Origin of the sequence: Lysobacter sp. BMK333-48F3 (assembly GCF_019733395.1) — a bacterium.
Taxonomy (GTDB): domain Bacteria; phylum Pseudomonadota; class Gammaproteobacteria; order Xanthomonadales; family Xanthomonadaceae; genus Lysobacter.
Map to the genome: position 1 here is coordinate 4,573,023 of NZ_JAIHOO010000001.1, position 23,569 is coordinate 4,596,591.

At 69.3% G+C, this 23,569-nt stretch carries 22 protein-coding genes, 4 tRNA genes and 1 pseudogene; 7 read left to right on the forward strand and 20 right to left on the reverse strand.

All coding sequences use genetic code 11. The annotated features are described in order from the left end of the window. The first annotated feature begins 8 nt into the window (after positions 1-8). From K4L06_RS19675 to K4L06_RS19705, 7 genes are all read left to right on the forward strand, one after another. On the forward strand, positions 9-416 hold the full coding sequence (locus tag K4L06_RS19675) for a hypothetical protein (RefSeq protein ID WP_221672999.1): 408 nt from the start codon (positions 9-11) through the stop codon (positions 414-416). A 76-nt stretch (positions 417-492) separates the two neighbouring features. Beyond that, positions 493-1,341, forward strand: coding sequence for a hypothetical protein (locus tag K4L06_RS19680; protein WP_221673000.1), 849 nt, complete (start codon positions 493-495; stop codon positions 1,339-1,341). Between the two features lie 96 nt (positions 1,342-1,437). Continuing rightward, a complete protein-coding gene (locus tag K4L06_RS19685; protein WP_221673001.1) occupies positions 1,438-1,707 on the forward strand; it encodes a cation transporter in 270 nt (89 codons plus the stop codon). Positions 1,708-2,287: 580 nt separating this feature from the next. Then, positions 2,288-3,607: a hypothetical protein gene (locus tag K4L06_RS19690; protein WP_221673002.1), complete on the forward strand. Its 1,320-nt coding sequence runs from the start codon at positions 2,288-2,290 to the stop codon at positions 3,605-3,607. Positions 3,608-3,739: 132 nt separating this feature from the next. Beyond that, on the forward strand, positions 3,740-4,144 hold the full coding sequence (locus K4L06_RS19695) for a hypothetical protein (protein WP_221673003.1): 405 nt from the start codon (positions 3,740-3,742) through the stop codon (positions 4,142-4,144). A 164-nt stretch (positions 4,145-4,308) separates the two neighbouring features. After that, on the forward strand, positions 4,309-4,713 hold the full coding sequence (locus K4L06_RS19700; protein ID WP_221673004.1) for a hypothetical protein: 405 nt from the start codon (positions 4,309-4,311) through the stop codon (positions 4,711-4,713). A gap of 14 nt (positions 4,714-4,727) precedes the next feature. Further along, entirely contained in the window at positions 4,728-7,154 is a 2,427-nt protein-coding gene (locus tag K4L06_RS19705) for a hypothetical protein (protein ID WP_221673005.1), read from the forward strand. Between the two features lie 209 nt (positions 7,155-7,363). Here K4L06_RS19705 and K4L06_RS19710 read toward each other — a convergent pair. From K4L06_RS19710 to K4L06_RS19805, 20 genes and pseudogenes are all read right to left on the reverse strand, one after another. Then, positions 7,364-7,450, reverse strand: a tRNA-Leu gene (locus tag K4L06_RS19710). Between the two features lie 82 nt (positions 7,451-7,532). After that, a complete protein-coding gene (locus K4L06_RS19715; protein ID WP_221673006.1) occupies positions 7,533-7,886 on the reverse strand; it encodes a DUF5713 family protein in 354 nt (117 codons plus the stop codon). A gap of 409 nt (positions 7,887-8,295) precedes the next feature. Continuing rightward, positions 8,296-8,371, reverse strand: a tRNA-Gly gene (locus K4L06_RS19720). 69 nt (positions 8,372-8,440) lie between these two features. Further along, positions 8,441-8,514 (reverse strand) — tRNA-Cys (locus K4L06_RS19725). 131 nt (positions 8,515-8,645) lie between these two features. After that, positions 8,646-8,721, reverse strand: a tRNA-Gly gene (locus K4L06_RS19730). Between the two features lie 170 nt (positions 8,722-8,891). Beyond that, positions 8,892-9,467, reverse strand: a complete 576-nt coding sequence (gene pgsA, locus K4L06_RS19735) for a CDP-diacylglycerol--glycerol-3-phosphate 3-phosphatidyltransferase (RefSeq protein WP_221673007.1) — start codon at positions 9,465-9,467, stop codon at positions 8,892-8,894. 98 nt (positions 9,468-9,565) lie between these two features. Then, positions 9,566-11,389, reverse strand: a pseudogene (uvrC, locus tag K4L06_RS19740) (excinuclease ABC subunit UvrC); the annotation flags it as partial. 394 nt (positions 11,390-11,783) lie between these two features. Then, on the reverse strand, positions 11,784-12,260 hold the full coding sequence (locus K4L06_RS19745; protein WP_221673009.1) for a low molecular weight protein-tyrosine-phosphatase: 477 nt from the start codon (positions 12,258-12,260) through the stop codon (positions 11,784-11,786). A 2-nt stretch (positions 12,261-12,262) separates the two neighbouring features. Next, positions 12,263-13,048, reverse strand: coding sequence for a 3-deoxy-manno-octulosonate cytidylyltransferase (gene kdsB / locus K4L06_RS19750; protein WP_221673010.1), 786 nt, complete (start codon positions 13,046-13,048; stop codon positions 12,263-12,265). Positions 13,049-13,151: 103 nt separating this feature from the next. After that, positions 13,152-14,189, reverse strand: coding sequence for a tetraacyldisaccharide 4'-kinase (gene lpxK, locus K4L06_RS19755; protein WP_221673011.1), 1,038 nt, complete (start codon positions 14,187-14,189; stop codon positions 13,152-13,154). Beyond that, the gene (gene msbA, locus K4L06_RS19760; protein WP_343225789.1) at positions 14,186-15,934 is read right to left on the reverse strand and encodes a lipid A export permease/ATP-binding protein MsbA; all 1,749 of its coding nucleotides are present in this window, start codon (positions 15,932-15,934) and stop codon (positions 14,186-14,188) included. The genes lpxK and msbA overlap by 4 nt, the downstream gene beginning before the upstream one ends. Beyond that, positions 15,931-16,383, reverse strand: a complete 453-nt coding sequence (locus K4L06_RS19765; protein WP_221673012.1) for a biopolymer transporter ExbD — start codon at positions 16,381-16,383, stop codon at positions 15,931-15,933. The genes msbA and K4L06_RS19765 overlap by 4 nt, the downstream gene beginning before the upstream one ends. An 11-nt stretch (positions 16,384-16,394) precedes the next feature. Then, positions 16,395-17,060, reverse strand: coding sequence for a MotA/TolQ/ExbB proton channel family protein (locus K4L06_RS19770; protein WP_221673013.1), 666 nt, complete (start codon positions 17,058-17,060; stop codon positions 16,395-16,397). 27 nt (positions 17,061-17,087) lie between these two features. Then, the gene (locus tag K4L06_RS19775) at positions 17,088-19,469 is read right to left on the reverse strand and encodes a ComEC/Rec2 family competence protein (protein ID WP_221673014.1); all 2,382 of its coding nucleotides are present in this window, start codon (positions 19,467-19,469) and stop codon (positions 17,088-17,090) included. Between the two features lie 2 nt (positions 19,470-19,471). After that, positions 19,472-20,212, reverse strand: a complete 741-nt coding sequence (gene lolD, locus K4L06_RS19780) for a lipoprotein-releasing ABC transporter ATP-binding protein LolD (protein WP_221673015.1) — start codon at positions 20,210-20,212, stop codon at positions 19,472-19,474. Further along, on the reverse strand, positions 20,205-21,449 hold the full coding sequence (locus K4L06_RS19785; protein WP_221673016.1) for a lipoprotein-releasing ABC transporter permease subunit: 1,245 nt from the start codon (positions 21,447-21,449) through the stop codon (positions 20,205-20,207). The genes lolD and K4L06_RS19785 overlap by 8 nt, the downstream gene beginning before the upstream one ends. Positions 21,450-21,587: 138 nt before the next feature. Then, a complete protein-coding gene (locus K4L06_RS19790; RefSeq protein WP_255595791.1) occupies positions 21,588-22,091 on the reverse strand; it encodes a hypothetical protein in 504 nt (167 codons plus the stop codon). A 25-nt stretch (positions 22,092-22,116) separates the two neighbouring features. Next, positions 22,117-22,398 (reverse strand): succinate dehydrogenase assembly factor 2, encoded by a 282-nt coding sequence (locus K4L06_RS19795; protein WP_221673017.1) that lies wholly within the window; start codon positions 22,396-22,398, stop codon positions 22,117-22,119. A 16-nt stretch (positions 22,399-22,414) separates the two neighbouring features. Continuing rightward, complete coding sequence (locus K4L06_RS19800; RefSeq protein WP_221673018.1) at positions 22,415-23,095, reverse strand: hypothetical protein; 681 nt, start codon at positions 23,093-23,095, stop codon at positions 22,415-22,417. Beyond that, positions 23,092-23,514 carry an MAPEG family protein gene (locus tag K4L06_RS19805; protein ID WP_221673019.1) on the reverse strand — a complete coding sequence of 141 codons (423 nt, stop codon included), beginning with the start codon at positions 23,512-23,514 and terminating at the stop codon, positions 23,092-23,094. The genes K4L06_RS19800 and K4L06_RS19805 overlap by 4 nt, the downstream gene beginning before the upstream one ends. Positions 23,515-23,569: the final 55 nt, after the last annotated feature.

Below are 23,569 nucleotides of genomic sequence, written 5' to 3' on the forward strand. Positions count from 1 at the left end.
CAGGCCCCATGACCGACACGCCCGCCCCGCCGCAGACCGCCGAGCTCCAGGCCCATATCCAGCGCGTCACCGAGGCCGCCGCGCAGGCGATCGCCTCGCTGGACCGGGTGTCCGGCGATGCCGCGGGCCAGGTCGCGCAATCGGCCGCCGCCTATTTCGACAGCGTCAGCAAGCTCGCCCTGGCCAGCCACGCCGTGCTGCTCAAGCGCATGTCCGAGGAGATGGTCCAGCAGCACACCGCCCAGGCCGCCGAAGACGCGCTCGGCCTGCTCGCCAGCGATGTCCTGGCCGGCGCCGCCGCCGCAGTGGCCGCAGCGGCCGGCGCGATCGAGGCCGAATCGGCGAGCTTCGCCATCGACCACATCGATCAGAGCATCGCCCGCTACACCTCGCTGCTGCACCGGCACGGGCCTTGATCGCCCCCGCCGGCGCGACGCCGACGCCGGCCGGGCAGACAGCCAAGCGCCGCGGCCGCGTGGCGTGCCGGCGGACGTGAATCCGCGCCCCGCTGCCGCAACCGCCCGGCCGGATGCGGCAACGGCGGCGCTCGCCGATCGGCTGGCGCTGCGCTCCGGCGTGCCGGCGCTCCGATCGGCGCGCACGCCCGCGCGGCGCCTGCGGTTTCAAACAAAAACAGCCGCAAGCCTCAGGGACTGGCAAGCTCCGCGACGACGCCGGGCCATCCGGATCGATGCGCAATCCCCCCAAGATCACTCCGCCCCTTCCATCCCCATGACCCTCCTGTCCAAGCCCATCGCCGCAACCCTCCTCTCCATTGCCGCCATGACCGGCGCGCCGTCCGCGCGCAGCGCCGAGTTGCCTCCGCTCAGCATCGATCTGAGCAAGTGGCCGCGCATGACCTCGACCCAGTTCGGTTGCTACATGGAAAAGACCTTCGGCCACCGCGACCCGCGTTTCAACTGCGCGACCAAGCACTACAAGAACGACGGCGACCCGTGCCGCAACACCGAGCCCTACTACGAGGGTCCGGCTTTTCCCGACCGCGCGGCCCGCAAAGTGCACCCGCTCGCCACCCGCGTGGAGCTGGACTGGGAACACGAAGAGCTGCGCGACGTGACCGTGACCCTCAAGGGCACCTGGAACGAAGCGCAGGTGCGCAAGGTCTTCCGCCTGCCGCGCACCGATTCGTTCCGGCTTTCGGACGCCGAACGCGAGGCCCTGCCCGAACATCTGATGGACACCTCGGTGCAGTATCCGCTCAGCAACGACGATGCCGTCGGCAAGCGCGCCAGCGACCCCGCCCGCGGCGTGACCTCGGTGTCCTTCATCGGCTTCGAGCATATGGGCGCCGCCGATTTCGAATGCGGCGAGCCCGGTTAAGCGCCGGGGACCGACGCGGCTCGCGGCTTGACCTTCCCATCGTGGCAAGCCGGAGGCTGGCAGCGCCGGCGAACCGCCGGCTTACCGGAAACCGCCATGAAACTGATCGTCGAAGGAATGAGCTGCGGCCACTGCATCGTCGCCATCACCTCCGCCATCCGCCTGCTGGACGCCGCGGCCGAGGTCGAAGTCGATCTGGCCGCGGCCACGGTGTCGATCGCCAATACCGATCTCAGCCCAGCCGCCGCCAGCGATGCGCTCGGCGAAGCCGGCTATGAAGTCGTCGCGGTGCTCGATGCCGCGATCGGCAACTCGAGCGCAAAGCCGCAAAGCGCAAACGCCTGCTGCGGCGGTTGCCGCGGCTGAGCTGGCGTCGGTTTGGGTGCCGGAGCGGTAAGCGCTGAAAGCGAACCGCTAGCGACATCGGGAAATCCGACGGCGCACCGGACTCAGCTGAGCGATGCGATCAACAGGAACCATCGCATGCGGACGATCCGCATCTCGCCCAATGGTCGGCGGCGTTTTGCGACGACGCCGACGCCATCCTGGAAATCACACCGCGCTTCGGCCGGCCGCAGCTCGCGTCGCCAGGCCGCCACTTGACGTCCGCTCCACCCAGCGGCCAATCTTGAAACTGTCGAACAATACGGGCGCCCGCCACCGGCGCCCTTGCCTGGCCTGACCGCCGGGCCCAGGCGCGATAACACGCCCCATTCGCCGCTGCGCAGGATGCGCGACGAGGCCGCCGCACAGAGCAGACAAGGACCGTCCATGCCCCATCGCCACGACGCTCGCACCACCACACCGCCGCCTTCACGCGCGACGCGACGACGTCCGTCGTGCGCCGCGCCGACAACCCGTCTGCGCACGGATAAAGCGCGGCATAGGCCGGCCACTAAGCACATTCAGCGACTACCCAGAGCGACGGCTTCCTAGGACGATAGGCATGAACTCCCCCGCTTCCCTGAAACCAGCCATGGCCATCAGCCCTGAACTGCAAGCCAAGATCGATGCGCTCGACAATGAGAAGCTCAGGGACAGAATTCTGAGTGTGCTTACCGGCCCCGGGAAACGGACGGCCAGCGACGAGGATATCTATGAAAACATGGTGTCCAATCACAAGGAATTTCAGGAACAACAGGCCCGGACACGCAAGTGGCGCGACGACGAGGTAGTCGCCTTCGCCCAGTACCTGAGCGTGGTAAGCCCGGAAGACTACGCCGACTTCCTGCACCAGCAGAGAGAGTTCAACCACATCGACGCGGAACTGGGCTGGGATGTCCGTCGGTGGATATCGGTATGGGCGCCGAAGCTGGACTATTTCCTGGACGCCGGCGAGCTGTTCGGCGACTTCCGCACCTACATCGAGGCCACCTTTTGCGAGTCCGCGCTCGAAAGTCAGGCTACGGACCTGTCCATCAGCCCGGAGCTACAGGCCAGGATCGACGCACTGGAGGAAAAACCGCTCAGGGACAGATTGCGCTGGGTGCTCGCGGCACCCGCGCACCGGCGCGCCGACGATGAGGCGACCTTCCAGATCGTGCTGTCCGCCGACGCCTTGGCCAAACAGCAACTGGCCGGGGTAGAGAGCTGGAGCGAGGACGAGCTGGCGGAGTTCACTCGCTTCTTCCGCGAAACTTGGCCGGAAGACCATGCCGAACTGCTGCGGCAGCAGGATCCCAGCCTGATCGGACCCGAACTCGCCTCGAGTCTTCAATGGCTGCTGGCATGTTGGGCGCCGGTTTCGACCATGGTCGAGATCAAGGGGCTGTTCCGCCAGTACCGCAATCACCTCAAGACCGCCGCTCCGGTCGCGGACGAGACCGACCGGAGTCTTTGGGAACGAACCACGCCCGTCGATCCGGAACTGCAAGCCAAGATCGACGCCATCGAGAACGCCGAGGTCAAAGCCAGAGTCCTGCGCCTGCTTTCATGCCCCTGGCGGGGCCACACTCTCGATAGCGCGATCTACTCCCTGGTGACCTCCGAACACGAGGACGCCGAAATCGAGCGGTCCTACCTCGAGGAATGGGGCGACAAGGAGCAATGGCGCATCGACGGAGAAGTATCTTTCGCCGAATACTTCCGCAAACACCGGCCGCAAGACTATGCCGAGTTCCAGCGCCAGGCGAAGGAATCCAGCGAGATCGCCCCACAACTGCGCTGGGACGTGTCTCGCCTGCTGAGGGAATGGATCATGGATCTGAGCTCCTCCGACCACAAGATGCTGATCGGCAGGCTTCGCGATTACCTCAAGTCGCATTGATCCGATCGAGGTGGGCGAAATGGATGCACACCCCTGCTGGGCGTTCTTTTATAAACAAGAACACGACCAAATCAGTAATTCAATCCAAAAACATTTGACACATTAACCGTCAACCCTTAAAGGATCCGTGTCGTGCCCATCACTTCTGAAGTACTAGCGAAAATTGATGCATTAGAAGATGAAGGGCTCAAAGCAAAAGTTATCCAAGCCCTTACAGGCCCCGGCATTAGGCGAGCGAGCGACGAGGACATCTACGAGTTGATCGTCACCGACTCCGTATTGGCAAAGCAGGAACAGGCCCGACTGAAACAATGGAAAGACGACGAAGTACTCGCCTTCATACAGTACTTTAAAGAAAAAAAGCCGGAAGATTATGCCGAACTCCTACGACAGGAAAAGGAACTCAATGAGATTGACACAGCGCTTACCTGGGACGTTCGCCGTTTGATCTGGGATTGGATGCCCGATCTCAGCTCCGCTGACTGCAGCGGACTTTTCAGGAAGCTTCGTCATCACGCCAAGTCGTTTTTTGACTGACCAAGGAAGACCAATGTCCGCGAACGCAGTGCTCGCCTTGGAAAGCTCTCCACCTGATGGGGTAATGGATGCCAGGACTGAGATTTTCGGATTGCGACGAGCTCTTCGAATTTCGCAACCATACCCAATCGACTCGATCTCACAAAATCCCAAGGAACTGGACGATGCCTATCAGCGCTGAACTACAAGCCAAGATTGACGCACTGGAAGACGAGGACTTCAAAGCCAGAATTCTTCACTTGCTTACAAGCCCTGCCAAGAAAGACGTAAGCGATGAAGAAATATTTGCGAGCTCCGTAGCCAGCTACATGAGGGCCAAGGAGCAGCAGGACAGACTACGAAATTGGAGCGATGAAGAGGTCGTTGCCTTCGCTCGGTATTTCAATGAGAAAAAACCGGATAGCTACGTTGAATTCTTGCGACAAGAAAGGGAATTCAATGAAATTGAATCAAAGCTCGCCTGGAGCTTCCACATCCTGGCGAAACAGTGGATGCCCGACCTGGATGAGTCGGACACCACCGGCTTGTTCAGGAAATTTCGCCGTTATGTCAGGTCGCTTTCTAACTGATCACGGAAGATCAAATGTCCACGAAATATTTTCTAGCTGACACGAACAGCTTGGTTTATGCCTATCGTGCGGGCGGCGAGCAGTTACTTGATTTATACATGGAGGTTGCAAAGTCCATGGGATACGAGTTCGTCATATCCAGAACGATTGAAAGGGAGATTGCCAAAGGCCCTCTCGAAGAAGAGCTCGGCGACTACCTTAAGAGCCGAAGAATTGAAGCCATTAGCGCCCCCGAGACGATGCTGGAACTGGAGTCTGCCGTTGATGAAATAGAGCTGGAAAAGCTTTCGAAGAACGCAGGCGAGCGCTCTCTGGTCGAAATCGCCACTCGCGAGCAAGCGGAAGGACGCAACGTCGTCATCTGGTCTGATGACGGCTATTTCACATCACCGCAGATACGGCGCCAGTTGCAACGCAATTTACCTGGCCTGCAACTCACGACCACCGCTGAGACGCTCGATTGGTCGTGTGTGCATGGCTTGACCACCGAGCCCCAGTACCAACAGCACTTGGCGGGCTACCGCAGCCAGAAAGTCTTTCGAGACAGCACCCGCCTCAACTCGTTCGACCCCACCCTCTCCCCCGCCCCCGCCGATCTCCCCGAAGGCGAAGCCTCCTTGCGCGGCCCCAACGGCCAGCGCGGCTTCGCCTCCGCCCAATTGCTGATCGGCGAGGTTCCCAGAAACACCCTGATCCGCTCCGGCGGTCTGCTGGCCAGCGGGGTCGATGTGGCTGCCAGCACCCGCCGCGTCGCCGAATTGCTGGAGCAGGACAATCCCACGGCCGCGCGGTCCGAAGCCACCCATGCGGCTGCGCGCAATCTCGGCGGCTGGGTCGGCGGCAGCGCCGCGGCCTACGCGGTCGGCACCTCGGGCTATGTGCCCGCGGCCCTGGTCGTCGCCGACGCGATGCTGATGAGCAAGGCCTTCGACAAGGCCGTGGACCTGAAAGAAAACCACGACATCACCCATCAGACCGACCGGCAGGGTGTGGCGTGGGAATTCAATGGCCGCAACTGGGTGCGCGAGGGCTTGATCGACCGCAGCGCCGACGGCCGCGACAACCCGGTCGAAGGCACGCTGGGCGCGAACTACGACAAGGCGCGCGAGCTGGGAGCCCGAGCCAGCGTCACGGCGGTGGAACTGGCCCTGGGCAAGGTGCCGCGGCCGCAGGATCCGTTCGATATTCCGGCCGGCCCGCACGACCAAGGAGGCCTGGACAACCCGAACTGGCGCCGCGACCCGGCGACGGAGCAGTGGCAGCGCCAGGTCAAGACCGGCGTCGCCGGCGCCAACGATCGCGGCGTTTACGAACAACAGGTCGCCGCTCCGGAACGGGCGATGGAGCTGAACCGCGAAGCGGTCGCGCGCATCCAACACAACATCGGCAACGGCCGCGAGGCCGTCGCCGCCGCCTACCTGGAGAACTACGCCGCGCAGCGCTCGAGCGACTTCGTCGCGGTGCCGGCGGCCGTGCAATCGGCGCGGCCGCGGCCCGAGGAGGCGCTGGGCTCGGACGGCCAGCTCTATCGGCGCAGTCCGGACGGGGAATGGGCCGGTGCCGGCCGGGTGGCGCAGGGCAATCTGGCGCTGGAACTGGAGCTGACCCGCTCGGCTCGCGAGCCCTCGCTGCAGCAGCTCGATGCGCGTATCGCCGCGCTCGACGCCAGGCCTGCGCCCAGAGAAGAACAGCGCCAGCAGAACCACCTGCTGCACCAGTACCGGGTTACCGCCGACAGGACCGAACTCAGTCCCGAATGGCAGCAGGCCATCGGCCTGGCGGTGCAACGCACCCGCGACGCGCACGGCATCGACGGGCCCGGCGCGCTGCAACTGCAACGCAGCAATGGAGCCTATGGCGCCGACAGTTCCATCGCCCACTACCAGCGCGACGCCCAGGGCGTGAACCGCCTGGTCGCCGTCACCAGCCGCGAAGACATCCTGCAAGCGCGCCAGGAAGTGCTGGCCGACGCCCGCCAGGCGGCGCCGGCGCCGCTGAAGGCGCCCGAGTCCGCAGAACGGCCGGCGCCGGCCGCGCCCGACCCGCAGTCCCAGCGTGTGCCGCCGCCCACCGAGCCCGAGCCGGCTTTCGGCCTGTCGCGCTTCTCGCGCGAGGACCAGGCGATGATTGCCAAGATCCGCGCCGCCGTTCCCGCCGGCCTGTCGGACGAACACGCGGCCGCGGCGATGCTGGCGGCCAAGCGCAACGGCATCCCCGATGCGGATCGCATCGGCCCGGTCGGCCTGGTCGACGACACCCTGTGGATCGGTCGCACCGTGCCCGGCTTCCACACCGCCGTGGACCTCGCCCAGCAGGCGCCGCAACTGCGCGACACCTTGCGCGATACCCAGCAGTTCAACCAAGACCAAACCCAAAAGCAGTCGCAAGATCAGGAGCAGCAACGCCAGCAGGCGCAAGCGGCCGGGGCGATGAAGCTCTGATGCAATAAGCGACGATGCGCGCGCCTGGAAGCAGTCCAATGCGCGTCGCGATGGCTCTGACGGCCCACCCCAGACGCACGCGCGGAAGCGGCGAACGCGGGGCGGCCCCGAAGCGCAGAGGCCAGAAACGAAAAGCCCGCTCGATGGCGGGCTCTGGTGCTGCATATACAACCAAGGCGCCGCGGTCGTCGGTCTTGCTGCCTGGTTCGTGGTGCCCGGAGCCGGACTCGAACCGGCACGGCCGCGAAGCCGGCGGATTTTAAGTCCGCTGCGTCTACCGATTTCGCCATCCGGGCAGGATGCGGTGACCGGCGTAGCTTACCGCATCCGGACCTGGGGCCGGGCCGCGGGTCGCCAGGCGCCGCGCGACGGCGGCGTTCACCATTCGCGCGGGGCGATCAGTTCCTCGATGTCGGCCTCGAAGCCGTAGGCGGCGGCGATGCGGGCGAAGTCGGCTCCGATGCTTTCGCGGGCGACGGTCTCGATCTCGCTGCCGGCGGCGTCGAACGCTTCTCCCAGTGCGTTGAAGCGCTCGGTCGCGGCGTGGGTCAGCGCGTACAGCGCGGCCAGATCGGCGGGGCGATCGCGTTCGATGCTCAGGCACAGCTCGACCAGGATCGCCTGCCCGCGTTCGACCAGCTGCGGCGGAAAATAATCGTCCTGCAGCATCTCGCCGAGGAAGACGTGGCCGGCGAGAGCGGGGTTGGCGAGAGCAGGATTGGCGGTGGGCATGCGACGGTCCTTGTGTGCGTTCGTGGGCGAATGCGGCGAACACGCGGACGATAGTCGATTCGCGTCGCCGCGATTGCGACCCGCTTACGGTCCGCCGGATTCGTTGAGCCAATGGCAGGCAGCGCACACGATGGCCGCGCACGAGCGCGACGCCGCAGCTTCGCGCACCGTGCCGCAGGCCTATGCGGCAACCGCATGCGCCAGCCGATCCTGCGAACCTGACCGCAGCGAAAACCGCAGTCGCCAAGCGAAGCTTCGGCTGCTCCGCCGAGGGGACGATGCGATGCGGAAACCAGGCGCGGAGGCCGGCCCCTGACGAATCGGATTGCTGCAAAAACCATAGCCGCCAAAACGACGAAGCCCCGCATCGCGGGGCTTGGGCGTTCGCTGCCGGAGGCGGCGAAGAATATGGAGCGGGAAACGAGACTCGAACTCGCGACCCCGACCTTGGCAAGGTCGTGCTCTACCAACTGAGCTATTCCCGCTGAAACTTTGTTTTACCGTTTTTCGTTACTGCGGCGGACCGACCCTTGGTCTGATCGATGCGCCCGATTTGGAGGCCGAGGTCGGAATTGAACCGGCGTACGCGGATTTGCAGTCCGCTGCATAACCACTCTGCCACCCGGCCGGTGACTCGCCACAGCATACTGCCTGCGGTCGCGTCGGCTTGCAATCTCTGCCCGCCTTCGCTGAAAAAACAAGACCCCGCGAAGGGGTCTGGTTTCTAAACCGATTCCGTTGCCGAAACCGCTTTGAATCTGGAGCGGGAAACGAGACTCGAACTCGCGACCCCGACCTTGGCAAGGTCGTGCTCTACCAACTGAGCTATTCCCGCTGAGGAAGCGATATTTTAGGCATGGAAGCGAAAGTGTCAACACCTTTCTTCACGCCCCGGGACCGCGCCGGACCCGTTCCGGAACCGGTCAAACCGGTTTGGCCGGTTAGACCGCCCCGCGCCGCGATTCCGTGTCCGGATCCGTTGCGCGTCGACCGTTTCGTTGCCGATCAGGTCGAAGGCTTGTTCTCGTCGGCGAGCATTATAGGCCATGCCGCGCGCAAATACGCCAGCCCCGACCACAAAGTGAGCAACGCCGCCGCGGCGAGCAACCATTCGCCGATCGGAAAGATCGGCAGGCCGAAAAACGGTTCCTGATACAACAGGCAGACCAGCGCGACCATCTGCACGATGGTCTTGATCTTGCCGATCGCGGCCACTTTGACCGCGGCGCGCTGGCCCAGTTCGGCCATCCATTCGCGCAGCGCCGACACGGCGATTTCGCGGCCGACGATGACCGCGGCCCACAGCGTCATCCACACCGTCGGATGCTTCTGCACGATCAGTAGCAGCGCCACCGCCACCATCAGCTTGTCGGCGACCGGATCGAGGAAGGCGCCGAAGGCCGAGTACTGGTTGTAGCGGCGCGCGATCCAACCGTCGAGCCAGTCGGTGATCGAGGCGAAGGCGAAGATCGACGCGGCGGCGAGGTTGACCCACGGGTAGTCGAGGAAGAACACCACCACCAGCACCGGGATCAGGACGATCCGCGCCAGGGTCAGCATGGTGGGTATGGTCAACTTCATCGCTCGCTCCGCTTGCCGTCGGGCGCCGCATCGGCGGCGCCCCGTTGTTTCCTGCTCCGCCCCGCCGTCGCCGCGGCGGCCGGCTCGGCCGGCGCCTCCAGCCCGTGCAGGGCGGCGTAGATGCGCTCGGCCAGGGCCTCGTTGACGCCCTCCACCCGCGCGATCTCCTCGACGCCGGCGGCCTTGAGCCCGCCCAGTCCGCCGAAGTGCCGCAACAGATTAGCGCGCCGGCGCGGCCCGATGCCTGGGATGTCCTCCAGCCTACTGCTGTTGCGGGCCTTCTGCCGACGCCCGCGGTGGCCGGTGATGGCGAAACGGTGCGCCTCGTCGCGGACCTGCTGGACCAGTTGCAGGGCCGGCGACTCCGCGCCCGGACGCACCGTGCGCCCGTCCGGCAGCAGCAGTTCTTCGTCGCCGGGCCGGCGCGCCGGGCCCTTGGCCACGCCGACCAGGATCACGCCCTCCACGCCCAACTCGTCCAGCGCCGCGCGCGCCTGGGCCACCTGGCCGGCGCCGCCGTCGATCAGCAGGATGTCGGGCAGCACGCCGTATTCCTCGACCGCGCGCCGGAACCGGCGCGAGATCGCCTGGTTCATCGCCGCGTAATCGTCGCCCTCGGTGATGCCGGCGATGTTGTAGCGGCGGTACTGGCCGCGCACCGGGCCCTCGGCGTCGAACACCACGCACGAGGCCACGGTCGCCTCGCCCATGGTGTGGCTGATGTCGAAGCACTCGATCCGGCCCGGCAAGGCCGGCATGCGCAGCAGCTCGCGCAGCGCTTCGGCGCGGGCCAGCTGGGCGGCGTGGCTGGTCAGCTCGGTGCCGAGCGAGAGCTCGGCGTTGCGCCGCGCCATGTCCAGGTAGCCGGCGCGCTCGCCGCGCACGTTATGCCTGATCTGCACCCGCCGCTCGCCCGAGCTGGACAGCGCATGCTCGAGCAGTTCGCGCTCGGGCAGGTCGCGGTCGAGCACGATCTCGCCCGGCGGCGGCTGCTCGGCGTAGTACTGGGACACGAACGCGGTCAGCACTTCCTCGGGGTTGTCGCTGCCGCGGGTCTGCGGGAAGAACGCGCGCGTGCCCAGATTGCGGCCGTCGCGGAACGCCAGCAGCAGCACGCAGGCCGACACGCCCTGCATCGCCACCGCCAGCACGTCCAGGTCGGCGGCGCGGCCGTCGACGTACTGGCGCGCCTGCAGGCTGCGGATGCTGGCGATCAGGTCGCGCAGGCGCGCGGCGTCCTCGAAGTCCAGGCGCGCGCTGGCCGCTTCCATGTCGCGGCCGAGCTCGTCGGTGAGCTCGTCGCTGCGTCCTTCCAGGAACAGGCCGGAGCGGCGCACGCTCTCGGCGTAGTCGCGCGCCGGCACCAGGCCGACGCAGGGCGCGCTGCAGCGGCCGATCTGGTGCTGCAGGCAGGGCCGCGAGCGGTTGCGGAACACGCTGTCCTCGCAGCTGCGCAGGCGGAACAGCTTGTGCATCAGGTTGAGCGTGTCGCGCACCGCGCCGACGCTGGCGTAGGGGCCGAAGTAGCGCCCGGGCACCGCGCGCGGCCCGCGGTGCATGGCGATGCGCGGCCAGGCCTCGTTGGTCATCAGCACGTAGGGGTAGCTCTTGTCGTCGCGCAGCAGCACGTTGTAGCGCGGCTTCAGCGACTTGATGAGCTGGTTCTCGAGGATCAGCGCCTCGGCCTCGGTGCGGGTGACGGTGACTTCCATCCGCGCCGTCTGCGCCAGCATCGACATGATCCGCGCCGACTTGGGCGTGGCGTTGAAATAGCTGGAGACGCGGTTCTTCAGCGCGCCGGCCTTGCCGACGTAGAGCACGCCCTCGTCGGCGCCGATCATCCGATACACGCCCGGCGCGGTGCTGAGCTGCTTGACGAAGGCCTTGCCGTCGAACGGCGCGGGCGCGGCGGCCTGGCTCATGCGCGCGGCGCCCCCGCGGCGGGCCCGCGCAGGATGTCGTTCGGGAGCACGGCGGCGGAGAGCGTCACAGGCATCGGCGGCGGCAGGCGGCGGGCGGGAATCCGAAGCGGGTTATGGCGGGAACGGAGCATGAATTGGGTTGATTATGCGCGAGTGCAAGGGCCGCGACCGGGATGCGGCGCTGAACCTGTCAGGTGTGCGGTGCGGCGGACGGGACGGCCGTCGACCATCGACCGTAGACCGGCCCCGGGGCGTGGGCATCCAGGGCGCCGGCACCTCGGGCGGCGGGCTCGGCTCGACCGCGGACGCCCGGTTCGGCGATGTGCGGCTTCGCCCGACCCGCGTTGCGGAACCGGGCCGCGAGCGGCGCAGCCCCTCCGGCCCCCGGCGGCGCTCAGCCCAGCCGCAGTTCCTGGCGCAGGCGCGCGATCGCGCCGTCGGCGGCGCGGTCGAGCAACTGGAACACGTGCTCGAACTGGTCCGGCCCGCCGGTGTAGGGATCGGGCACTTCGCTGCCCTCGCCCAACCCGCACCAGTCCAGCAACAAGGCGCTCTGCGCGGTCGCGTCCTTGGGCGCGCGGCCGCGCACGTCGCGCAGGTTGGCGCGGTCGGCGCACAGCAGCCAATCGAAGCGGCGGTAGTCGGCGGCCTGGAGCTGGCGCGCGCGCAGGCCGGCGATGTCGATGCCGTGGCCGGCGGCGTTGGCGATCGAGCGCCGGTCGGGCGGATCGCCGATGTGCCAGTCGCCGGTGCCGGCCGAATCCAGCTCGACCCGGCCGGCGATCGAGGACGCGGCGATGCGCGCGCGCAGCACGCCCTCGGCCACCGGCGAGCGGCAGATGTTGCCCAGGCAGACCACCAGCAGGCGCATGCTCAGCCGCCCTCGCCCGCCGCGGCGCCGGCCGCCAGATGCGCCTCGGCGCGGGCCAGGTCCTCGGGGGTATCGACTCCGGGCGGGAACGGTTCCGGCGCGATCCCGACCGCGATCCGGTAGCCGGCTTCCAGCGCGCGCAGTTGTTCCAGCGACTCGATCTGCTCCAACCGGCCCGGGCGCAGCTTGGCGAACTTGCGCAGGAAACCGGCGCGGTAGCCGTAGATGCCGATGTGGCGCAGCCACTCGCCGCCGCCGGGCATGCGGCTGCGGTCCTTGGCGAAGGCGTCGCGCGGCCACGGGATCGGCGCGCGGCTGAAGTACAGCGCGTCGCCGTTGCCGGCGCGCACCAGCTTGACCGCGTTCGGGTCGAGCAGGATCTCGACCTCGTCGATCGGCGTGGCCAGGGTCGACATCTCGGCGCCGCTGTCGCGCAGGGTCGCGGCGGTCGCGGCGATGCCGGCCGCCGGCGCGAACGGCTCGTCGCCCTGCAGGTTGACCACCACCGTGTCGTCGCCCCAGCCGGCCTGGTCGGCGCATTCGGCCAGGCGGTCGGTACCGGAGGCGTGGTCGGGCGAGGTCATCGCCACCCGCACGCCCTGGCCGTCGAGGGCGCGGGCGATGCGCTCGTCGTCGGTGGCGATCCAGACCTCGCGCGCGCCGGCGGCGAGCGCGCGCCGGGCGACGTGCAGCACCAGCGGCTCGCCGCCGAGCAGGCGCAGCGGCTTGCCCGGCAGGCGCGAGGCGGCGTAACGGGCGGGGATGGCGACGACGAAGTCCTGGCTCATGTTCGGTTCCGGGGCGAAACGGTGCGGCCGCGGCGCGCAGGCGCGGGTTGCGGCGGGTAGGACGCAGTCTAGCGGCGCCGGCGCGCCGTGGCGGCGTCCGCGCTCAGCGGCGGCGGTGCGCGGCCAGCTTGTCGATCAGGGCCACCCACAGCGCCTCCGGCAGTTCGGCCCGCACCGGCACGCTGTAGTGCTGTTCGGAGACGAACGCGTCGGGGCCGTCCAGGGCCAGCTTGACCGCGTCTTTCTCGGTCATCAGCACCGGCAGCTTGCTGCCGAAATCGAAATCGCCGGCGACGTAGCGATGATGGTCGGCGAAGGCGTGCGGGACCACCGCGATGCCGAACTCGCGCAGCATGGCGAAGTAGCGCTCCGGGTCGCCGATCCCGGCCACCGCGTGCACGCGCCGGCCGGCGAAGGACGCCAGCGGCAGCGGCCGGCCGCCGAGCAGCGGCAGGGCCTGGTCGGCGATCAGCCGCATCGGCCATTCGCCGAAGCCGGCGCTCGCCGCCGGATCGCCGGCCGCGCCGGCCAGGTTGACCACGCGGAAGTCGCAGGTCGCCGCGCGCTCGGGCAGTTCGCGCAGCGGCCCGGCCGGCAGCAGCTGGCCGTTGCCGTAGCGGCGGCGGCCGTCGATCACTTCGATCTCGATGTCGCGCGCCAGCCGGTAATGCTGCAGGCCGTCGTCGCAGACCACCACGTCGCAGCCGGCCTCGGCCAGGGCGCGCGCGGCGGCGGCGCGGTCGCGGTCGACCCACACCGGCGCGCCGGTGCGGCGCGCGATCAGCACCGGTTCGTCGCCGCCCAGGCGCGGATCGGTGTCGCGCTCGACCCAGCGCGCGGTCTTGGCCTCGTCGCGGCCGTAGCCGCGGCTGGCGATGCCCGGCTTCCAGCCTTCCTGTTGCAGGCGCTGGACCAGGGCGATGCTGAGCGGGGTCTTGCCGGCGCCGCCGGCGGTGATGTTGCCGACCACCACCACCGGCACGCCGGGGTGGCGGCGGCGCAGCAGGCCCTTGCGGTACAGGCCGCGGCGCAGGCCGGTCAGCGCGCCGTACAGGCCCGACAGCAGCCGCGCGGAGACCGGCACCGGCAGGTCGTCGTACCAGAACCCGGGCACCCCGGGGCGGCGCTCGGCGCCGCTCATTCGCCGTCCCGGAACTGCATGCGGTGCAGGTGCGCGTACAAGCCGCCCTGCGCCAGCAATTCGGCATGACGGCCGCGTTCGACGATCCGGCCCTGGTCCAGCACCAGCACCTGGTCGGCATGTTCGATGGTCGACAGGCGGTGCGCGATCACCAGGGTGGTGCGGTCCGGCATCAGCCGTTCCAGTGCGTCCTGGACCAGGCGCTCGGACTCGGTGTCCAGCGCCGCGGTGGCTTCGTCGAGGATCAGGATCGGCGCGTCCTTGAGCATCGCGCGGGCGATCGCCAGGCGCTGGCGCTGGCCGCCGGAGAGCTTGCCGCCCTTGGCGCCGATCGCGGTGTTCACGCCGTCGGGCAGTTTGTCGACGAATTCGGCGGCGTTGGCGCCCTGGATCGCCTGCGCCAGCGCGGCCGGGTCGGCGTCCTGCATTTCGCCGTAGGCGACGTTGGCGGCGATGGTGCCGTCGAACAGCATCACCTGCTGGCCGACCAGGGCGATCTGCCGGCGCAGGTCGGCGAGCCGATACTCGGCCAGCGGATGACCGTCGAGCAGGATCTGCCCGGCCTCGGGATCGTAGAAACGCGGGATCAGCTTGATCAGGCTGGACTTGCCGCTGCCGGAGCGGCCGACGATCGCGGTCACCGAGCCCGGCTTGGCGACGAAGCTGATGTCCGCCAGCGCCGGCTGGGCCTGGCCCGGATAACGCGCGGTGACGGCGCGGAATTCGATCAGGCCCTGGCTGCGGGCGAGCGCGCGCTGGCCCTGGTCCGGCTCCTCGGCCGCATCCAGCACCTCGAACAGGCGCTCGGCCGAAGCGACGCCGCGCTGGAGCATGTTCTGCACGTTGGTCAGCTGACGCAGGGCCGGGATCATCGCCATCATCGACATCATCAGGGCGACGAAGCCGCCGGCGCTGAGGCGGCCGGCGGAGGCTTCGTAACCGGCGACCAGCAGCAGCAACGCCAGCCCGGTGGCGCCCATCAGCTGGACCATGGCCGAGGCGATGCTGCGGGTGGATTCGACCTTCAGGCTCAGCCGCAGGTAGTCGTTGGCGATCGCGCCGTAGCGCGCCAGCTCGGAGGTCTGCGCGCCGTAGACCTTCACTTCCTGCTGATTGGACAAGGCCTGGTCGGCCGAGACCAGCAGTTGCGCCCCGCTCTCCTGGATCCGGTGGCTGATCCGGCGGTAGCGGCGGCCGACCTTGTCCATGACCCAGGCCAGCGGCGGCGCCATCACCGCCACCGCGATCGTGACCTGCCAGTTGGTCCAGATCATCACCGCCAACAAGGCCAGGGCCTGCAGCGAGTTCTGCACCATCACCTTGAGCGCGTCGACCGCGGCCTGGGCGACCTGGTCGCTGTCCGAGCCCAGCCGCACCAGCATCGACGGCACCGGCTCGGTGTCGAAGCGCGAACCCGGCAGGCGCAGGTACTTGTCCAGCACCCGCACGCGCAGGTCGCGGGCCACGCCGCGGCCGGACTTGGCCATGTAGTAGTCGGTCAGGTACCCGGCCACGCCGCGCAGCACGAACACGCCGACGATCGCCGCCGGCAGCCACAAGGCCACCGCCATGTTCTTGGCGATGAAGGTCTCGTTGACGATCGGCTCCATCAGCTTGGTGAACGCCGCGCCGGCGCCGGCCTCGATCGCCATGCCCAGCGCCGCGATCCACAGCAGTCCGCGGTAGGGCCGCGAGAATTCCAGCAACCGGCGATACGTCTGCCAGGGCGAGGCGGCTGCCGTCACCGAGCGGCCTCCGTCGCCGGCTTGGCCGCGCTGGGTTGCGGCGGCGCGGTCGCGTTCATGATCCGGCGGAAGCCGAGCTGGCCGAGCGCGTCGTAGACGGTGACCACGGCCTGGTACGGGGTGCGCGCGTCGGCGCGCAGCATCACGGTGCGGTCGCGGTCGCTGCCGGCGACCTCGGCGATGGTGGTCTTGAGCGACTCCAGGTCGTCGCGCAGCACTTCGCGGTCGCCGACGAAGTAACGGCCTTCGGCGTTGACCAGCACGATCAGCGCCTTGCTGGCGTCGCCGGCCGGTTCGCCGGTGGCGCGCGGCAGCTCGAGCTTGAGCACCGAGCGCGCGTCGAAGGTCGCGGTGACGACGAAGAAGATGATCAGCACCAGAATCACGTCGATCAGCGGGACCAGGTTGATCTCCGGTTCGTCGTCGGCGCGGTGGTCGCGGATACGCATGCGGCGCCGCCTCAGCCGGCCTGGCCGCCGGCCAGGCGCACCGGCGGACGCGCCTCGTGCGCGCGCGCTTCGGCCGTGCCCGGGGTCAGCACGTCGACCAGGGCGATGGCCTCGTGCTCCATCGCGACGATGTACTCGGCGATGCGGCCGCGGAACCAGCGGTGGGCCATCAGCGCCGGGATCGCCACGATCATGCCGGCGGCGGTGCAGACCAGCGCCTTGCCGATGCCGCCGGCGAGCTGGTTGACGTCGCCGATGCCGTGGTCGTTGATGACCAGGAACATCTGGATCATGCCGACCACGGTGCCGAACAGGCCCAGCAGCGGGCCGGCCGCGGAAATCGTGCCGAGCGTGTTCAGGTAACGCTCCATGCGGTGGACCAGATGGCGGCCGACGTCCTCGATCCGCTCGCGGATTTCCTCGCGCGGGCGATGGCGCACGTCCAGCGCGGCGGCGAGCAAGGCGCCCAGCGGCGCGGTCGCGCGCAGCGACTCGATGTGCGCCGGGTCGAGCTTGCCGGAGGCCGCCCAGGTGCGTACTTCCTGGCCCAGATTCGGCGGCAGCACGGCGCGCCGGCGCAGGGTCCACAGGCGTTCGACGATGATCGCCAGCGCCACCGCCGACAACATCAACAACGGAATCATCGGCCAACCGCCGGCCTTGACCAGTTCCAGCACTCGCGAACCTCCGGCCCGTGGCCGACTTCAATCCGGGCGATAGGATAGCCCAGGGTCCGTGCGCCGGGTCGCATCCCACAGGCGCGGGTGTGTCTGGCGTCGCGTTTCCACGGCGATGCCGGCGGCGCCCAGCCGGACCCGCAGCGCGCCCTGCTCGGCGGTCAGCCAGGTGCGCGCTCCGGCCTCGCGCCAGCGCTGCAGCACCGGCTTGCGCGGATGGCCGAAGCGGTTGCCGTGGCCGGCCGAGACCAAGGCGTGGCGGGCGCCGGTGGCGGCGACGAAGGCCGGGTCGGAGGAGCCGCCGCTGCCGTGGTGGGCGACCAGGACCACGTCGGCGCGCAGGCGCTCGTCGGCCGATTGCGCCGCGCGCCGGACCAGGTCGCGTTCGACCACTTCGCCGATGTCGCCGGTCAGCAACACGCTGCCGTGGGCGCTGTCGATCCGCAGCACGCAGCTGGATTCGTTGCCCAGGTAGGGAAAGTCGGCCGGCGGGTGCAGGAAACGCAGGCGCACGCCGTCCCAGGCCCAGCTCTGCCCGGCCCGGCACGCAACGCTGCGCAGCCCGCGCATCGCCTCCCCGGCCACCTCCGGCGGCGCGGTCAGCGGCGCGGCGAACTCGGCCAGCACCGCGCCCAGGCCGCCGGCGTGGTCGTTGTCGCCGTGGCTGGCGACGACCCGGTCCAGGCGGCGTACGCCGAGCGCGCGCAGGCTCGGCAGCACCGCGCGCTCGCCGGCGTCGTAGCCGTCGCGCACCGCCGGGCCGGCGTCGTACAGCAGGCTGTGGCCGGCAGTGCGCACCAGCACCGACAGCCCCTGGCCGACGTCGATCGCGACCACTTCGACCTCGCCATGGCGCGGCAGTTGCCGGTCCGGCCATAACAACGGCAGCCACAGCAGCGCGGCCAAGGCCTTGCCCGGGGTGCCGCGCGGCAGCAGCAGCCAGAACGCGCCGGCCAGGGCCAGCGGCAGGGCGTACCAGCGCGGTTCCGGCAGCCACCACAGCGCCAGGCCGCTGTCGGCCAGGGCGGCGAACCAGGGCCAGCCGGGCTCGAAACAGGCCGCCGCAACCCGCCACAGCGGTGCGCCGGCGCCCGGGTACAGGCACTCCAGACCGGTGCCGAGCAAGGCCAGCGGTACCACCAGCAAGCTCCACCAAGGCACCGCCAGCAGGTTGGCGAAGGGGCCGGCCAGCGAGGCCTGGCCGAACAGCCAGGCCGCCACCGGCAACAGCCCCAGGCTGGCCACGCCCTGGGCGCCGAGGAAGCCGCCCAGGCGCGCGCGCCAGCCGCTGGCCCCGCCTGTCGCCGGCAGGCACCACATCAGCCAGGCCACGCCGAGGAAACTGAGCCAGAACCCGGCCCCGAGCAGGGCCAGCGGATCGGCCAGGGCGAGCGCGAGCGCCGCCACCGCCAGGGCGTCGAAGCCGCGCCAGCGCCGGCGCGACAGGCTCAGGCCGGCGACCACCGCGATCATCAGCCAGGTGCGCACGGTCGGCAGAGCGAAGCCGACCGCGGCGGCGTAGGCGCCGGCGCCGAGCATCGCCGCGACCGCCGCCGCGGCCGCCGCCGGCCAGCGCCGTCCCAGGCCCGGCCACAACCACCACAGGGCCCGCGCCAGCCAGGCCGCGGCGCCGGCGACCAGGCCGACGTGGAAGCCGGAAATCGCGATCAGATGGGTCAGGCCGTTGGCGCGCAGCACGCTCCAGTCGCGTTGCTCCAGGCCGCGGGTGTCGCCGAGCGCCAGCGCGCGCACGAAGCGCGCGCCGGGCGTGGGCACGGCGGCGGCGATGCGGTCGGACATGGCTTCGCGCCAGGCCTGCAGCCCTTGCGCTTCGCCCAGGCGCCGCGCCTGCTCGGGCTTGCGCAGATAGCCGGTGGCGGCGAGCCGGTCGATCAGCGCATAGCGCTCGGCGTCCGGCGCGCCCGGGTTGCGCAGCCCGCGCGGCGCGCGCAGGCGCGCCCGCAGTTGCCAGCGCTGGCCGGCGCGCAGCAGCGAACGCGGCTGCGGGTCCTGGTCGTACCACGACAGGCGCAACAGCCGGCCGCGCAAAGGTTCCGGTTGCGCCGCATCGTCGTCGACGCGGAAATCGAAGCGGGTGCGGCGCGGCTCGTGCAGCGGCAACTCGACGATCCGGCCGCGCAGCGAGAGTTCGCGCTTCTCCCAGTCCGGCGGCAGTTGCAGGCTCAACGCCCAGGCCGCATGCAGGCCGGCCCAGGCGAAACCGAATACGAACGCGGCCGGCGGACGCCAGCGCGGCGCCCGCCACCACAGCGCGGCGGCCAGGGCCGCCAGCAGCGCGGCGGCGATCCAGGGGCAAACGCGCGGCAGGGCCAGGCCGGCGCCGATGCCGGCCAACAATGCGATCGCTACGCGTTTTCCGAACGGCGGCGTCCTTGCCGCATCGAACATGGCTACACCTCGGCGGCGTCCAGTTGCCGCAGTTTGCCCTCGTGCAGTTCCAGCACGCGGTCCAGGCGCCGCGCCAGGCGGCGGTCGTGGGTCACCAGCACCAGGCTGGTGCCCTGGTCGCGGTTCAGCGCGAGCATCAGCTCGAACACCGTCGCCGCGGTCTTTTCGTCGAGATTGCCGGTCGGCTCGTCGCCGAGCACGCAGGCCGGCCGGTTGACCAGCGCGCGCGCGACCGCGGCGCGCTGGCGCTCGCCGCCGGACAGCTCGCCGGGCTTGTGGTCGAGGCGATGGCCCAGGCCGACCGCTTCGAGCAATTCGCGCGCGCGCTGCTTGGCTTGCGCGGTGGTGGCCGAGCGGCTGCGTCCGTCGAGCAGCACCGGCAGCATCACGTTCTCCAGCGCGGTGAACTCGGGCAACAGGTGATGGAACTGGTAGACGAAGCCCAACGCCTGGTTGCGCAACAGGCCGCGGGCGCGGTCGGACAGCGCGCTCATGCGCTCGCCGGCGACGTAAACCTCGCCCGCGGTCGGCGTGTCGAGGCCGCCGAGCAGGTGCAACAGGGTGCTCTTGCCGGCGCCGGACGCGCCGAGGATGGCCACGGTCTCGCCCTTGCGCACGCTCAGGTCCAGGTCGTGGAACACCGGCGTGCGCAGCTTGCCTTCGGCATAGGTCATCGCCAGGCCCTGGCACTGCAGGACCACGTCGGCGCCGTTGGAATTGGAATGCATCGGCGCCTCACTCATAGCGCAAGGCCTCCGCCGGCGCGGTGCGCGCGGCGCGCCAGGCCGGGTAGATGGTGGCCAGGAAGGCCATCGCCAAAGCCACGCCGGCGATGATCACCACGTCGCTGGTCTGCAGGTCGGTCGGCAGGCCGGTGATGTAGTAGACGTCCTCCGGCAGCAGTTGCACCTTCAGCACACGCTCGATCGCCTTGAGGATGTGCTCCAGGTTGAGGGTCAGGACGATGCCGCCGACCACGCCGAGCACGGTGCCGATGATGCCGATCAGGGTGCCCTGGACGACGAAGATCCGCATCACGCTCATCGGGGTCAGGCCCAGGGTGCGCTGGATGGCGATGTCGGCCTGCTTGTCGGTGACCAGCATGACCTGCGAGGAGACCAGGTTGAACGCGCCCATGGCGATGATCAGCGACAGCAGGATCGCCATCACCGTCTTTTCCATTTTCAGCGCGCGGAACATGTTGGCGTTGTCGCTGCTCCAGTCGCTGACCCGGTACGGGCCGCCCAGGCTCACCGCCAGGTCGCGCGCCACGTTCCAGGCCTGGTCCATGTCGTGCAGTCGCAGGCGCACCCCGGTCACGCCCTCGCCCATCCGCAGCACGCGCTGGACGTCGTGCATGTTGACCACCGCCAGGCCCTTGTCGAACTCGTTGTAGCCGGCCTCGAAGATGCCGCTGACGGTGAAGCGCTTGAGTTGCGGCATCGCGCCCATCGGCGTGCTGCGGCCGTCGGCGGTCATCACCACCACGCTGTCGCCGACCTGCGCGCCCATCCACAGCGCCAGCTCCTTGCCGAGCACGATGTTGAAGCTGCCCGGAGTGAGCGAATCGAGCTTGCCTTCGACCATCTTGTCGGCCAGCACCGAGACCTTGCGCTCCTGGGCCGGATCGACGCCGCGGATGATCGCCGGCTGCTGGCGGGTGGCGGACAACAGCGCTTCCTTCTCGATGTAGGGCGCGGCGCCGGCCACGCGCGGATCGGCCTGGGCCTTGTCCACCGCCAGCCGCCACTCGGTCAACGGCTCGCCGTAGGCGCTGACCGTGGCGTGCGCGGCCATCTGCAGCATGCGATCGCGGATCTCGCGCTGGAACCCGCTCATCACCGCCAGGGTGGTGATCAACGCGGTCACCCCCAGCGCGATGCCGGCGATCGAGGCCAGCGAGATGAAGGAGATGAAGCCGTTGCGGCGCTTGGCGCGCAGATAGCGCAGGCCGATGGCTACTGAGATGGGTTTGAACATCAGGTGCCGGGATTGGGGATGAGGGATTGGTTCGAAACTGGGACTCGGGACTCGGGATTCGGGACTCGTTGAATCAAGCTGCGCGGCAACCTGCTCTTACGAATCCCGAGTCCCGAATCCCGAATCCCGAGTCCCGACTCATGGTGCCACCGATCGCGGCCGAGCCGCAGGCGGTGAGACCGCGGCGGCCAGCCGCAGTTCACGCCGCTGCGCGGACGCCAGGGTGTCGGGCCACCACAGCAGGCGGCCTTGGCGGCCGTCGGCGTCGCGGTAGTCCAGCCGCGCCAGCCAGCCGCGCCAATGCACCTGCCAGTGGCTCAGCGGGCGGCCGTCGAGCCAGGCGCGGCCGCCGCGCAACAGCAGGCGGTGCGGCGGCCGGCGCAGTTCGCGTCGGGCCGAGTGCGCGGCCCAGGCCAGGGCCGCGGCCGACAGCGGCCAGGCCCACGCCGCCGGCAGCTCGCTGCCGAGGCAGGCCGCGGCGGCGGCGGGGCCCAGGACGATCAGGCCGGCCGCGAGCAGGCGCGAGGGGCGCCACGCCAGGCCGTCTTCGCCCTGCCCGTCGCTCGCCGCCGATGCGGCCGGGCCTCGCGCTCCGGGGCCGATCGCGGCGCGGGCGGCCTGCGCCCTGCCCGGCTGGGCCAACGAGTGCGCCGCCGGCGCGCCGCGCTCAGGGCGGCAGCTTGCCGATCGATTCGACGAGTCGCTGCAGTTCGGCATCGCTGGAAGTCTCGTGGCCCATGAACCAGTGCCAGAGCTTATCGTCCTCGGTTTCCAGCAACCGTAGGAAAACGCCGCGCTCGGCGTCGGAAGCTTGCCGCCATGCGCGGTCGAGATAACGGCCGAACAACTGGTCCAGTTCGCGCATGCCGCGTCGGCAGCGCCAGCGCAGGCGGCGCAGTTCCAGTTCGTCGTTCCGTTCGCGTTCGTCGGCGCCGATCTCGTCGTTCATGAGCTCCTCGTTGCGTTCACGGCTTCGCCGGCGCGCTTTCCAGCGCGTCGCACAGGCCGCCGGGGTTACGCTCGCAGTGCGCGGCGGCGTCCTTGGCCAGGGCCGGGTCGTTCTCGACCGCCAGGCGCGCCGCGGTGCGGAAATCCTCCTCCGACGCGCCGCTCGCCATGACATCGCCGAGCTTGTCTTCGATCGAGGTCTCGGCGAAGGCCCGGTGCGCCTGGTACTGCGCTTCGCCGCCGCGCTCGCGAATGCAGTCCGGCACGCCGGGCGTGCCGAGCGCGGCGCGGATGCAGGCCAGTTCGGTGCGGCCGGCGTCGCTACGGAAATAGGCCACGCCCTGCGCCAGTTCGGCCGCGCTGCTCGCGGCCGCCAGGCGGCTGGCGGCGCCGTCCACGAACGGCGCCATCGGCATCGCCGCGGTCCAGCGCCGGACCAGCTCGCGCTCGGCCTCGCTGCGCGAATCGTCCGGACCGCTCGGCCCTTGCCCGGCGGTGAGCTGCAGGATCTGCCGCATCAGCGCGGGATAGTCGATGGCCTCGAGCAGGCTGCGCGCGTCGGCGAGTCCGCTTTGCCCGGCGGCGGCGTCGGTGGCGGGCGTTGCGGCCAGCGCCGGCGACACCATGACCGCGGCCAGCAGCGCGGCAGCGTAGCGGTGCGCCGGCCGGGGCAGGCATCGATGGAATATTCGGGTCATGAGCGGAGCAATCCGATTGCGAGGTGGATCCACAACGCCCACAGCGCGACCGCGCCGGCGATGTAGACGATGAAACGGTGCATGACCCGGTTGTAGCCGCAGTGGATCAGGCTGTGCAGCACGCGCAGGGCGACGAAGGCCCAGGCCAGCGCCAGCGTCGCCGCGTTCGCCAGGCCGCTCAGCGCCGCCACCGTCAGCGCCAGGTAGAACAGCACCGGCAGTTCGAACAGATTGCGGAAGTTGTCCGCCGCCGCGCTGTCGGTCAGTTTCGCCGCGGCCTGTGAGGACGTCGCCACCGCCTGCGGATGGATGCGCTCGCGGCGCATCTGGCCGATCCGCACCACGTACAGGCGGATCCACACCGCGCAGGTCAGCGCGACCATCGCCAGTGCGGGCAGGAAGATCGCCTTCGACGTCATGTTCGACCCCGTTTGCGGCGCGCGGCCGCCGATTGCGGTGGGCGTAACGGCACGA